This is a genomic window from Citrobacter amalonaticus, from assembly GCF_002918555.1.
Taxonomy (GTDB): domain Bacteria; phylum Pseudomonadota; class Gammaproteobacteria; order Enterobacterales; family Enterobacteriaceae; genus Citrobacter_C; species Citrobacter_C amalonaticus_A.
The window spans coordinates 154,205-166,827 of the sequence record NZ_PQMB01000005.1; the positions used below are offsets into that span (position 1 = coordinate 154,205).

The 12,623-nt window shown below is 53.5% G+C and carries 12 protein-coding genes; 5 read left to right on the top strand and 7 right to left on the bottom strand.

All coding sequences use genetic code 11. From position 1 onward, the window contains the following. Positions 1-198 precede the first annotated feature (198 nt). From panM to C3432_RS20620, 3 genes are all read left to right on the top strand, one after another. Entirely contained in the window at positions 199-582 is a 384-nt protein-coding gene (gene panM / locus C3432_RS20610) for an aspartate 1-decarboxylase autocleavage activator PanM (protein ID WP_103779094.1), read from the top strand. Between the two features lie 197 nt (positions 583-779). Further along, a complete protein-coding gene (locus C3432_RS20615; RefSeq protein ID WP_103778406.1) occupies positions 780-1,322 on the top strand; it encodes a LemA family protein in 543 nt (180 codons plus the stop codon). A 4-nt stretch (positions 1,323-1,326) separates the two neighbouring features. Further along, entirely contained in the window at positions 1,327-3,375 is a 2,049-nt protein-coding gene (locus C3432_RS20620; protein ID WP_103778407.1) for a DUF2207 domain-containing protein, read from the top strand. A gap of 196 nt (positions 3,376-3,571) precedes the next feature. On the opposite strand, the gene livJ is transcribed toward C3432_RS20620, so the two are convergent. The 6 genes from livJ to ftsY form a co-directional block, all read right to left on the bottom strand. Beyond that, the gene (gene livJ, locus C3432_RS20625) at positions 3,572-4,675 is read right to left on the bottom strand and encodes a branched chain amino acid ABC transporter substrate-binding protein LivJ (RefSeq protein WP_146050944.1); all 1,104 of its coding nucleotides are present in this window, start codon (positions 4,673-4,675) and stop codon (positions 3,572-3,574) included. A gap of 184 nt (positions 4,676-4,859) precedes the next feature. Then, positions 4,860-6,125, bottom strand: coding sequence for a 4-aminobutyrate--2-oxoglutarate transaminase (locus tag C3432_RS20630; RefSeq protein WP_103779096.1), 1,266 nt, complete (start codon positions 6,123-6,125; stop codon positions 4,860-4,862). Positions 6,126-6,348: 223 nt separating this feature from the next. After that, positions 6,349-7,203 (bottom strand): RNA polymerase sigma factor RpoH, encoded by an 855-nt coding sequence (gene rpoH, locus C3432_RS20635; protein WP_103778409.1) that lies wholly within the window; start codon positions 7,201-7,203, stop codon positions 6,349-6,351. A gap of 252 nt (positions 7,204-7,455) precedes the next feature. After that, positions 7,456-8,514, bottom strand: a complete 1,059-nt coding sequence (gene ftsX / locus C3432_RS20645; protein WP_103778410.1) for a permease-like cell division protein FtsX — start codon at positions 8,512-8,514, stop codon at positions 7,456-7,458. After that, positions 8,507-9,175: a cell division ATP-binding protein FtsE gene (ftsE, locus tag C3432_RS20650; protein WP_103778411.1), complete on the bottom strand. Its 669-nt coding sequence runs from the start codon at positions 9,173-9,175 to the stop codon at positions 8,507-8,509. Before ftsE ends, ftsX begins: the two co-directional genes overlap by 8 nt. Positions 9,176-9,177: 2 nt before the next feature. Continuing rightward, positions 9,178-10,638 (bottom strand): signal recognition particle-docking protein FtsY, encoded by a 1,461-nt coding sequence (gene ftsY / locus C3432_RS20655; protein ID WP_103778412.1) that lies wholly within the window; start codon positions 10,636-10,638, stop codon positions 9,178-9,180. A 449-nt stretch (positions 10,639-11,087) separates the two neighbouring features. Between ftsY and rsmD the strand changes: the two genes are divergently transcribed. Then, a complete protein-coding gene (gene rsmD / locus C3432_RS20660; protein ID WP_103778413.1) occupies positions 11,088-11,684 on the top strand; it encodes a 16S rRNA (guanine(966)-N(2))-methyltransferase in 597 nt (198 codons plus the stop codon). Further along, the gene (locus tag C3432_RS20665) at positions 11,674-11,943 is read left to right on the top strand and encodes a DUF1145 family protein (RefSeq protein WP_103778414.1); all 270 of its coding nucleotides are present in this window, start codon (positions 11,674-11,676) and stop codon (positions 11,941-11,943) included. The genes rsmD and C3432_RS20665 overlap by 11 nt, the downstream gene beginning before the upstream one ends. A 65-nt stretch (positions 11,944-12,008) precedes the next feature. Here the strand turns inward: C3432_RS20665 and C3432_RS20670 are convergent, their stop codons facing one another. After that, positions 12,009-12,368: a DUF2500 domain-containing protein gene (locus C3432_RS20670; RefSeq protein WP_103778415.1), complete on the bottom strand. Its 360-nt coding sequence runs from the start codon at positions 12,366-12,368 to the stop codon at positions 12,009-12,011. Positions 12,369-12,623: the final 255 nt, after the last annotated feature.

Consider the following 12,623-nt stretch of genomic DNA (forward strand, 5'->3'; position numbering starts at 1 on the left):
AATAACGGCACAAAGAGCGGAATAAAACGCTATATGTTAGGAGAATGTACTGCCTGGTTTTCATTCTCTGATGTTTCAAGCTGTACTTATCGTCCTCAAAAAATTAATTGCCTGGTAACTGGCAAAAAAAAGAGAACGCCTCCGGGGTAATTATTTCGGTACACTGACCGCATCTTTTGTGATTTGGACATGCTGCCGATGAAGCTGACCATCATTCGTTTAGAAAATTTTAACGCTCAGGATCACATTGATCTGGGCAAAATCTGGCCGGAGTATTCCCCCGCCTCTTTAAGCGTAGATGAAACCCACCGGATCTATGCAGCGCGCTTTAATGAACGTTTGTTAGGTGCCGTGCGGGTGACGCTGAGCGGAACACAGGGTGCGCTGGATTCTCTTCGCGTGCGCGAGGTCACACGCCGCCGCGGGGTGGGGCAATACCTGATAGAAGAGGTGATCCGCGACAACCCGGACGTCTCATCCTGGTGGATGGCGGACGTGGGCGTGGAAGACCGCAGCGTAATGGCCGCGTTTATGCAGGCGTTAGGCTTCACCGTGCAGCAGGACGGCTGGGAGAAGCGTTAGCCACGCGCGCCCTTATTTTCTTCCCCACGGGAAAGCTCACAAATGGGCTTTCCCCGCTGAACGCTGAATCAGACCATTTCGCGAACCAGATTACTTACCTGGTCGCTATGGTTAAGGTAAGATTCATTGATGCGCAAAATTGTTCAGAGAGTGTTCTGAACTCACCTTCTCATCGACAGCAATCATGGAATTAACATATGGAAATGTACATTTGGCTGGCCATTGTCGTCGTGGTGCTCCTGTGGACCATCATCACCTATAACCGTTTTATCTCACTGCGCCGTTTTAAGGACGAAGCCTGGAGCGGTATTGCCGTACAGCTCAAACGCCGCCACGATTTGGCACCCAACCTGCTGAGCCTGGTAAAACGCTATGCGCAGCACGAAAAAGAGCTGCTGGAAGAGATCGCTCGCCAGCGCAGCGTTCTGATGGGTAATCCTCAACAAATTGCTGACAGCGAGCAGCAATATTCGGGGACGCTGAGCCGCATTTTCGCCCTCGCGGAAGCGTATCCCGAACTTAAAGCCAACGAAAATTTTCTCTCGCTACAGCAATCTCTTGCCGAAATTGAAGAGCAGCTTCAGATGGCCCGCCGCTATTTCAACGGCACCGTGCGCGATTTTAATATTCTGGTGGAATCATTCCCCAGCCTGCTGCTGGCCCGCCTGTTTAATTTCAGGGCGGAAGTTTTCTTTGAACTGGACTCACCTGAAGAAGCCACACTGCCACGGATGGAGTGACCGCATGCCAACGTTATCCGCCCGCCTACTGCGAGGCTTTGGGCTGTTGTTCCTGTTGCTGGTGGGTTTTAGCTCTGTCGCGAGCGACGACATTATCATCACCGATGCCTCGCAGCTTCCCCCGAACGCCCGATTGGTTCCTGCGTATGAGCATATTATCTCTTTCGATTCCCGGGCGCGTTTTAATCCGGATGGCAGCATGGAGATGCAGGAAAACATCACCGTGCTCTCTCTTGGCAACGAGATTCGGCGGGGGATTTTTCGCACGCTGCCTCTCACCTGGAACCGACAGGATGGCAAAATCTTCAGCGTGGATTACGCAATAAAATCGGTCTTACGTGATGGATCCGCAGAGCCATACAGCCTCGATCAGGCGACAAAAACGCTGACCGTCCGTATTGGCAGCGCCGGGCAGATCCTGAAGCCCGGTATTTATCACTACGAGATCCGCTACCAGGTCAGCAATCACTTCAGCCGCTTTCCTGAGTGGGATGAGCTTTACTGGAACGTCACGGGCAACGACTGGAGCTGGCCAGTCAGCAAAGCCCGTTTTCATCTGGAGCTGCCTGACGCCATCGCTAATCTGAATGGCGAAGGTAAAGATGCCAGGTTGCGCACCATCGACGTTTACACCGGTGTGCCGGGCGCCAAAGATCATAATGCGATAATCCTGCCAGATGGCAGCATACAGACCTCACGCCCCCTCGCCACAGGAGAAGGCTTAACCGTTGTCTATACCTGGCCGCGCGACATTCTGGCTAATGCAGCCGCTCCGGAAGCGGTCTTACCGCTGGTTCATCTACTGATGCCCACGCTTGCAACCAGCCTGATCTGGCTCCCTCTGTTGCTGCTTATTGCCTACTGGTGGCTCTGGTGGCGCAAAAACGTCACGGCCACAGGGCTAAAAATGCCGCCGGTAGTGCCGCAATTCTCGCTGCCCGACACAATGTCGCCAGGCTATTTGCGTTTCATCATGCAGCGTAAGTATGACGATGTGGCGTTCAGCAGCGACCTGCTGGGGCTGGTCGCTAAACGGGCGATGACATTAACGAAAAAGAAGAGCAAGACTAAAAGTATATGGCTTTCACCCTCGGTTGATGAACAGTGGCTGTCCCGCTCGCCCGACGAGAAGAACCCACGGTTAAATGCCGCAGACAAAAAGTTGCTGAGTATACTTTTCAGCGGTAAACGCAAGAACATCAATCTCAGTCAGCCGCACCAGCCATTGATGCGAAATGCCCGTAACTGGCTGGATAAACGTTGTCAGCAGCAGAAGCCGCAGTTATGCCGAAAATGGGGTAAACCGTTTCGCCGTTGTATTTACATTGCCTTACTTGTGCCGGTCGTCTGCGGCGTCTGGTTTAGCCCGGCGGCAGCGCTTCTCACTATTCCATGTCTGATATTTGGGAGCGTGGGTGTTTCACTGCTCCTCTTTTTGCTGAAATTTTTACGCCACCCGATTAAAACATGGCGTAGCTGGGGATTCCTTCCCCTCTTAATGGCACTCATATTTGGTCCTTTTGCTACCCTGGCAGGAGGCGCTTTCCTGTTCGGTATGTTGCCCTTAACCCAGCTACCTGCCGGATACGTGGGCGCATTGTGGACCGCCATTGTGCTGTGCGCGCTCGTTGGCTGGAAAACGCCGCGCTATACGCAGAGTGGGCTGAACGATTTAGCCATAGCCAAAGGGTTAAAGCTGTACATCAAAACGGCCGAGAAACCCCGTTTTCAGGCGCTTTATCCGCCCGCTCAGGGGGTTGCGCACTTTGAAAGCCTGTTGCCGGTCGCGCTGGCGCTCGACGTAGGGAAAACGTGGGCAAATACGTTTGCCAGATACTTAGTGAGTACCGGCGCGATGTCGGAAGCGTTTGATAATGCAGACTGGGCAAGCGTGAATCATTTTTGCCACGGCTGTCATTCTGCATCCAGCCAGAAGCCAGGCCAGAGTTCAGGCAGCGGCGGTTCGTCAGGTTCAGGCTACCGCGGCTCCGGCTCCTCTGGTGGTGGATCGTCAGGTGGCGGTTCCGGTGGCGGCGGGGGCGGCGGCTGGTAAAGACCGTCGCTGCTGATGTAAAAAAGCCGGGGGGCGTCTGCGCCTTACCCGGCCTGGATTCTCCACCCTGTTTTCCCAATACTTTCGCGTGGCAAGGCGACGGCAGGTTATAAAATCCCCGGAAGCTTATATCAGTAAGTGACCGGGGTTGAATAACGCAGCTAACGCACTTGCGACGCGAAAGGCGCCGGAAAAATTATTTGGCGTCGGTCGCCGTACCGTTAGCATGCCAGGTGAAAACGCCGAACTCGAAGCCCTTCAAATCACCTTTTTCATTCCATGACAGCGGCCCCATAACGGTATCAACGGTATTCGCTTTCAGGTATTTGGCGATTTCAGCCGGATCGTCAGACTGGTTCAGGCCCGCCTGCAGAGACTGCAACGCCGCATAGGTGGTCCACACGAACGCGCCGCTCGGATCCTGTTTCTTCGCTTTAATGGCATCCACAATCGGTTTGTTTGCCGGAACCTGATCGTAGTTCTTCGGCTTAGTCACCAGCATACCTTCCGCAGATTCCCCGGCAATGTTAGACAGCGATACGTTCGCCACCCCTTCCGGCCCCATAAACTGGGTTTTCAGACCCGCAGCGCGGGACTGGCGCAGGATCTGCCCCATTTCCGGGTGATAACCGCCGTAGTAGACAAAATCGATGTTCTCTTTTTTCAGACGCGCCACCAGCGTGGAGAAATCTTTCTCCCCGGCGGTAATACCGTCAAAGAACACCACGTCAGCGTTGCCTTTTTTCAGCCCATCCTGCACCGCACGCGCCAGACCTTCGCCGTACTGCTGCTTATCATGGATGATAGCGATGCGCTTAGGCTTCACGCTATCCAGAATATATTTTGCCGCCGTTGGCCCCTGGTCAGAGTCGAGACCGGTAGTACGCAGAATCAGGTCATAACCGCGCGCCGTCAGCTCCGGAGCCGTTGCCGCAGGCGTAATCATCAGGATGCCCTCGTCTTCATAGATATCAGACGCGGGTTGTGTGGATGAAGAACACAGGTGACCGATAACATATTTAATGCCGTCGTTGACCACTTTGTTCGCGACCGCTACCGCCTGTTTTGGGTCACAGGCATCGTCATATTTTACGGCAACCAGTTTGTCGCCCTTGATGCCGCCTTTCGCGTTGATATCGGCAATCGCCTGCTCCGCACCGGTAAATTCCTGATCGCCATACTGCGCAACCGGACCTGACATCGCGCCGACCACGGCGATTTTAATATCCTTAGCAAACGCCATATTGCTCAAAGACAGGGCGATACATCCTGCCAATAACGCTTTACCCTTCATATTCATCCTGCTAATCCCCATTTTTGTGGTTATTACGTGTGTTGTGATGTTGTTAATTCAGCGCTTTATTTCAATTATTGGTCAGCCACCCGCGCTTTTGCAGCATACTCTGCTAAAACATACCCGATTTTGATTATTTTGGAATAGCTAATTTGAAAGCAAGATAACAAGTTGAAGCATGACGGGGGGTTTATTGCGTCAGTGAGTGGATAATGATATCGAGCGCTTTGCGAAACTGCGCCTCAGGAATAGTGAGTGGATAAAGGAATCGAATCACGTTGCCCTGAACGCCGCAGCTCAGTAATAACAATCCCTGTTCCAGCGCCCTGGCCTGCACCTGCCGGGTAAATTCCGGCGAAGGTAGCCCCGTACCGGGATCGTTAAACTCAACGGCAACCATTGAACCCAGCGCACGAACATCGACGATCTGCGGGCAATTCTCGCAGGCGTTCTTCAGCACGGCAACCAGCTGCTGGCCGAGCACAGACGCCCGCACGCAGAGTTTTTCGTCATCGATCACATCCAGCACCGCATGTGCGGCAGCAACCGCCAGCGGGTTCCCGGCATAAGTCCCGCCAAGCCCGCCTGGTGCCGGTGCATCCATCACCTCCGCACGCCCGGCAACAGCCGATAACGGCATCCCACCGGCAAGGCTTTTCGCCATCGTCATGAGATCCGGCTGCACGTTATGGTGCTCCATCGCAAACAGCTTGCCGGTACGGGCAAATCCGGTCTGCACTTCATCAGCAATCAGCAAAATACCATGGGTATCGCACAGCGTGCGTAATGCCTGCATAAACTCAACGGGCGCGATGTTAAAACCCCCTTCTCCCTGAACCGGCTCAAGAATGATGGCCGCCACCTGATCCGGTGCAATATCCGCTTTAAAAATTCGCTCCAGGCTTCGCAAGGCTTCGTCAGTGCTGACACCATGCCGCGCGTCGGGGTACTGGGCGTGATAAACCGATCCGGGAAAGGGACCAAAGCCGATTTTATACGGCGCGACCTTGCCGGTCAGCGCCATCGTCATAAAGGTGCGACCATGAAACGCGCCGCCAAAGGTAATCAGGCCGGGTCGTCTGGTATAAGCCCGGGCAATTTTCACCGCGTTTTCGACCGCTTCAGCCCCCGTTGAGAAGAAGGCCGTTTTCGCCGGGCCGCGAATCGGCACACGTTCGTTAATACGCTCAGCCAGTGTGATATAGCTTGCATAAGGGACAATTTGATAGGCGGTATGGGTAAATGACTGAAGCTGTTTTTCGATGGCGGCGACAATTTTAGGATGACGATGTCCGGTATTCAGCACTGCAATACCCGCGGCGAAATCAATCACCTCCCGGCCTTCCACATCCCACAACGTGGCGTTCTCTGCTCTTTCGGCATAAAAACCACACATCACGCTGATACCGCGCGGCGTGGCCTGTAAACGCCGTTCATTGAGTTCGTTATTGTTCACTTTCACCCCCTAAGATGCGCACAACCCATCGATAAGTGTTTGCCAGGGGGGAAAAATTCGCCAGATCGGCAGATAAAAAAAACTAACCTGCAGGCCCGAAAGCGGCGCGCTATCGGCCATCTGCGCCTGCCAGTTTACCGGATGACGACGACACGTTCTCCGGCCTGAAAAAACAAAAACCCCCGAATTCACATTCGAGGGTTTATGGGGCACTTCGCAGAAATTACGCTTCGATAGCGGCGCGAAGTTTTTTCATGGCGTTCTTTTCAAGCTGACGCACACGTTCCGCAGAGACGCCGTATCGATCGGCCAGTTCCTGTAGCGTGGACTTATTGTCTTCGTCCAGCCAGCGGGCGCGGATGATATCCTGGCTACGCTCGTCAAGACCTTCCATTGCGTGAGTGAGTTTGTTTGCGGCCTGATCTTCCCAGTTATCCTCTTCAATACCATCAGCAAAGTTAGAGGACTTATCCTGCAAATACAGCACCGGAGCCATTGGCTGGCTGTCCGATTCGTCGTCAGACGACATGTCAAACGTCATATCCTGCGCCGCCATACGCGATTCCATCTCGCGAACGTCTTTGCTGGAGACACCCAGCTCGCGCGCAACCATCTCCACTTCATCCTGGTTAAACCAGCCCAGACGCTGCTTGGTTTTACGCAGGTTAAAGAACAGTTTACGCTGTGCTTTGGTGGTCGCCACTTTAACGATACGCCAGTTACGCAATACGTATTCGTGGATCTCAGCTTTAATCCAGTGCACGGCGAAAGAAACCAGGCGCACACCCACTTCCGGGTTAAAACGGCGCACGGCTTTCATCAGGCCGATGTTACCTTCCTGAATCAGATCCGCCTGCGGCAGGCCATAGCCCGCATAGTTACGAGCAATATGAACAACAAAGCGCAGGTGAGACAGGATCAGCGTTTTAGCTGATTCCAGGCAACCCTGGTAATGCAGCTTTTCAGCAAGTCGCCTCTCCTCGTCAGCCGATAACATCGGCCACGCGTTCGCAGCCCGGATATAAGATTCCAGGTTACCAACAGGGGCTAAAGCTAAATTTTGCATTTCTTTGGTCATTCAAATCCTCTCAATTTTTATCGTCTGGCACCGGCCAATAGCCGTCAGCAATTCGCGTGCCAGCGTTAATGAGCAACGAGATTATCATTCACTCTTGTATCAGACCGTGATTTTATCCACAAGTTCAATGCAACGTTGTGAATACATTACGCACAAATTGTGACATGAAGATGAAATGCGGGGAAGAGACAACGGGGACTCTTTCCCTGCTAACGGAAACCCATTGCAGGGAAAGATTATACCAGAGATTTTTTAATCGGGGGTAAAGTGACGTAAATGTTGAACCGTGGCAAGCCACGCTGCCACCCAGCCGATCATCGAACAAACCAGCAATAACAACAGGCACTCATCGAACGATAACCCGTTGATATCAAACTTAGTTCCGAAGACCTGCGCCACTTCCGTTACTGCCGATGACAGACGCATCACCAAAATTTCTGACAAAATCAGTGACAAAAATGCGCCGGAAAAACCGAGCAGCGCCCCGCCATAGAGGAACGGACGCAGGATAAATCCATCCGTCGCGCCAATCAGTTTCTGTACGTTAATGGTGTCGCGACGAGCAAAAATGCTCAGGCGGACGCTGTTACCAATCACGAGGAAAACCGCCGCTACCATCAGCACACCGATCATTGCAGAAACACGCCCTACCAGCCCGGTCAACGACGCCAGACGGGCAAACCAGCTGTCATCCATGCGTACTTCGTCAATACCGTTAATTTGCGAAATGCGATCGCGCAGCGTATTCAGCGACGCGGTTCCCTGAAAATCCAGTTTCGGAATCACCACCGCCACTGCCGGTAACGGGTTTTCCTCCAGCATATCCAGCGCACCGCCAAAGCCGGACCAGTTGCGGAATTCACCGAGCGCATCGTCGCGGGAAAGATAGTTGACCTTCTCCACGCCCTGCTCAGCCTGCAATTGCGCGACCACCCCCGCCGCCGCGTCATCATCCAGCGTTTTTTGCAAATAAACGGTGATTTGTGGGGAAGGATAATACTGGGTCGCCGCCTGATTTACGTTCTTGTAAACCATGTAGCAAACGCTCGGCAGCGTCAGAGAGATGGCGATAACCATCACCGTCAGGAACGTCGCCAGCGGCTTGCTCTTCAGATCCTGTAATGCTCCCTGAAACGCATAGCGCACCTGCTCGTTAAACACGTTGGTCTTGCGCGAATTAGGCTTCGGCGACGATTTTGCGCGTTTGGGCGCGTTACGCCCGCCATCGCCGGACGAGCCGCCCGATTTACGCAGGCGATCCAGTCGGCCGCCAAACTGCCTGATTTGATTGATAGCATCGCGCTTATTCATTCGCCAGGCCTCCATGCAGGTGTCCATCGCTCAGGACAAGCTGACGATAAGAACGACGGGAAATCAGCCCGATATCGTGCGTCGCCATCAATACCGTCACCCCGACGCGGTTAAACTCTTCAAACAGCCGTAAAATGCCTTCCGACAGGGCGTCATCAAGGTTACCGGTCGGTTCATCCGCCAGCAGCACTGCCGGTTTGTTCACCACCGCACGGGCAATCCCCACGCGTTGCTGTTCACCACCGGAGAGTTGAATAGGGAAATTCCTCGCTTTGTCCAGCAGCCCGACCTTATCCAGCGCCGCCGACACGCGACGGCGAATGTCATCCCCGCTGGCGCCCGCAATGATCAGCGGAATCGCCACGTTGTCATAGACCGTGCGATCCATCAGCAGGTGGTGATCCTGGAAAATCATCCCGATCTGACGACGCAGAAATGGTACTTCACGGTTTTTCAGGCGACTAATATCGTGCCCGCTGAAAAAGATTTTCCCAGCGCTCGGCCGCTCGATCCCACAGATAAGCTTCAGCAGGGTACTTTTCCCCGCGCCTGAGTGACCGGTCAGAAACGCCATCTCGCCTGGCTGCATATGGAAGGTAACCCCCTGCAGCGCTTGTCTCCCACCGAGATAGGCCTTGCTGACATGTTCAAAGCGAATCATTGTTAATCCTCTCGGGCAAAAAGTGCCTCTATAAAATCATCCGCCTTAAACGGACGTAAATCCTCGATACGTTCACCCACACCGATATAGCGGATAGGGATGCCAAACTGATCGGCAACCGAGAATATAACCCCACCTTTCGCCGTTCCATCCAGCTTGGTCAGGGTGATACCGGTCAACCCCACCGCTTCATGGAACAGTCTGGCCTGGCTTATCGCATTTTGCCCGGTGCTGGCGTCGATAGTCAGCATAACTTCATGCGGTGCGTCTTCGTCGAGTTTCTTCATCACGCGAACGATTTTTTTCAGTTCTTCCATCAGGTGCGATTTGTTCTGCAAACGACCTGCGGTATCAGCAATCAGCACATCAATGTTGCGCGCCTTCGCCGCCTGAATGGCATCGAAGATAACGGATGCGGAGTCTGCGCCGGTATGCTGGGCAATCACCGGAATATTGTTACGCTGCCCCCAGACCTGCAACTGCTCCACTGCCGCCGCCCGGAAGGTATCTCCCGCCGCCAGCATCACCGATTTGCCCTGCTGCTCGAACTGACGCGCCAGCTTGCCGATGGTCGTGGTTTTACCCACTCCGTTGACGCCAACCATCAGAATAACAAATGGCGTCCTGCCTTCAACGTTGAGCGGCTCATCGACTTTCGCCAGAATTTCGCTCATCTCATCTTTCAGCAGACCGTACAGCGCTTCTGCGTCTTTGAGCTGCTTGCGGCTGGCACCTTCAGTCAGGTTAGCGATGATTTTCCGCGAGGTTTCCACCCCCACGTCGGCGATAAGCAACTGCTCTTCCAGCTCCTCAAACAGATCATCGTCGATTTTCTTGCCACGGAACAGGCTGATAAATCCGGAACCCAGATTTTCTTTGGTTTTCAGCAAGCTACGTTTCAGTCGTGCGAAGAAACCTTCTTTGGTCGGTTTTTCCTGCTCTTGCGCAATGTCCTCAACCGGCGTTTTTTCTTCCGGCACCACAACCGCGGCCTCTTCCGCTGCTTCAGCGGCCAGTGCCTGCGCTTCCCGTTCTTCATCGGTCAGCTGCGGTTCGTTTTGCGCCTCTTCTTCCACCGCTTCCACGATTTCTACCGTTTCCGCTTCGGCCTGCCACTCTTCAGGCGAAGTTTGTTCGACTTTCACCTCTTCCGGCTGCGCTTCATGCGCGATCGCGTTCTGCGGTTCAATAATATCTTCAGCGACTTCAGCAGCAACAGGCTCTGGCTTTTCGCTTTCCTGAACCTGCTCAGTGACCTCGACAACCTCTTCTGCGAAGGCTTCCGTCTCCACCTGGCTGTGGGCGTGCTCTGCCGCTTCTGATTCAGCAGCCGTCTCAACAGGCGTTTCTGGCGTTAATTGTTCTTCAACAACCTGCTGTTCTTCGGTTTTTTGTTCTTGTTCCTGTTCTTTCTCACCAAAGCCCAGCCAGGAAAAGAAGCCACGTTTTTTCTGTTTTGTCATCTGCGGTTACACCCCTCGCGGCCCTATATATATACACTTCATCCTTCAGGCTGCCTCTTTGTCGGCTGCTGAGCTACTCGTCTCAGTCACGTACTACTCGTACGCTCAGTGACGCATTCTCCTGCCGCCCCGATGCATCCTGAATGATTTTGTGTATAGACGCTAAAAAAAATGATGAAATAGTCTATCACTTATACCCAATGAATTTCGAGTTACGTCAAGGCAGCAAGGGAGTGACAAATTCGTCAGGAACGAATTTGAACAGCCAGAGGCTGCCCTCAGTGAGGGACCAGGATGCCCCTCATTCATCCCGATGAGCTTACATGAGTAAGTGATTCAGGTGAGCAGGCGCAGCCAACGCAGAGGTAACCTGAAAAGCGATGGGCTAACTTAATTCACATCACCGCCAGGCCAGGAATGACTTGCCACGGGCGGTTTGAGTATTTGAAATGAAAAAACCGAATCATTCAGGCAGCGGCCAAATCCGCATTATTGGCGGACAATGGCGGGGCCGCAAACTTCCGGTGCCAGACAGTCCCGGTTTACGTCCGACCACTGACCGCGTCCGGGAAACGCTGTTTAACTGGCTGGCCCCGGTCATGGTGGACGCAGCCTGTCTGGACTGTTTCGCGGGGAGCGGTGCATTGGGGCTGGAAGCGCTGTCTCGCTATGCGGCAGGCGCGACGCTTCTGGAGATGGATCGGGCCGTCTCACAGCAGTTACAAAAGAACCTTGCTACGCTGAAAGCTCCCCACGGGAAGGTGATCAATACCAATACGCTGGCTTTTCTGGCGCAGACAGGTACGCCGCACAATGTGGTATTTGTCGATCCGCCGTTTCGTAAAGGTCTGCTGGAAGAGACGCTTAATCTGCTGGAAACTCAGGGCTGGCTTGCTGATGAAGCCTATATTTACGTTGAAAGCGAGGTCGAAAATGGCCTGCCGCCTGTACCGATAAACTGGTCGTTATATCGGGAAAAAGTCGCCGGACAGGTCGCGTACCGTCTGTATCAACGTGAAGCACAAGGAGAAAGGGATGCTAATTAATCTGGGTCGATTACTGATGCTTTGCGTCTGGGCATTTTTGCTGCTTAACCTGGTGCAGCCCTTCCCGCGCCCGCTCAATATTTTCGTTAACGTCGCACTGGTGTTTATGGCGCTGATGCACGGTATGCAGCTGGCGCTGTTGAAATCCACCATGCCAAAAGACGGGCCACAGATGACCGCCGGGGAAAAAATCCGCATTTTCCTGTTTGGCGTGTTTGAGCTGCTGGTCTGGCAGAAGAAGTTAAACGTCAAAAAATAACGCGGCATGAGAGTGCCGGATGACGCTTCGCTTATCCGGCCTGCAAACGCGAGCGGCTTTCCACTTTATTGCTGAGCAACAAAATCGACAAACCGCGTTCCCTTGTAGCTCAGCGTACCTTTATCGCCCACCGTCAGAGCATGATATTGCTGCGCATCGAGACGAAAGGTCTGCTCCAGGCCACCGTTCTGCGGTTTGAAACTGGCCTCATACCGCATACTGGTACCCGCCGGGGTGACCTGCTGTTGACGCGAACGCCGGTCATTGATCGGCTTTTCACGCTTATTGCTCACCACCACCTGCTTTTGCTGTAACGGTGCGGCATCGTTATCGGCTTTTTCCCGCCGCTGCGAGACATAGCGAAACGACGCGGCAACAACAATTAAGACGATGATAACAATAAAAAAAAGAGGCGGCTTGCTCATAATTTCATACCCTAAATGATGCGCAGTGCAGGAAGGCGGAAAGTGAGTGACAAATCTGCAGAAGCAGATTTGAACGCGCTGGCAGCGGCCCCCAGGGGGCGAGTCACAAAGCCAACGCACATGCAACCTAAGTACGACGGGTATAACCCATCAGAAAATGCGCAAATAAGCATACCCTGCCTGTTAATGTGTTGTCATCAGGCCGTCGCCCCCTCTACACTGAATATCATTACCGTAAGCATACTGCTTGCGAAA

Coding starts and splice junctions, on each gene's coding strand:
- ftsY (WP_103778412.1), bottom strand. CDS start 10,638: ATGACAAAACAGAAAAAACGTGGCTTCTTTTCCTGGCTGGGCTTTGGT.
- livJ (WP_146050944.1), bottom strand. CDS start 4,675: ATGAATATGAAGGGTAAAGCGTTATTGGCAGGATGTATCGCCCTGTCT.
- C3432_RS20665 (WP_103778414.1), top strand. CDS start 11,674: ATGCTAATTAATCTGGGTCGATTACTGATGCTTTGCGTCTGGGCATTT.
- rpoH (WP_103778409.1), bottom strand. CDS start 7,203: ATGACCAAAGAAATGCAAAATTTAGCTTTAGCCCCTGTTGGTAACCTG.
- rsmD (WP_103778413.1), top strand. CDS start 11,088: ATGAAAAAACCGAATCATTCAGGCAGCGGCCAAATCCGCATTATTGGC.
- C3432_RS20620 (WP_103778407.1), top strand. CDS start 1,327: ATGCCAACGTTATCCGCCCGCCTACTGCGAGGCTTTGGGCTGTTGTTC.
- C3432_RS20615 (WP_103778406.1), top strand. CDS start 780: ATGGAAATGTACATTTGGCTGGCCATTGTCGTCGTGGTGCTCCTGTGG.
- panM (WP_103779094.1), top strand. CDS start 199: ATGAAGCTGACCATCATTCGTTTAGAAAATTTTAACGCTCAGGATCAC.
- ftsE (WP_103778411.1), bottom strand. CDS start 9,175: ATGATTCGCTTTGAACATGTCAGCAAGGCCTATCTCGGTGGGAGACAA.
- C3432_RS20670 (WP_103778415.1), bottom strand. CDS start 12,368: ATGAGCAAGCCGCCTCTTTTTTTTATTGTTATCATCGTCTTAATTGTT.
- ftsX (WP_103778410.1), bottom strand. CDS start 8,514: ATGAATAAGCGCGATGCTATCAATCAAATCAGGCAGTTTGGCGGCCGA.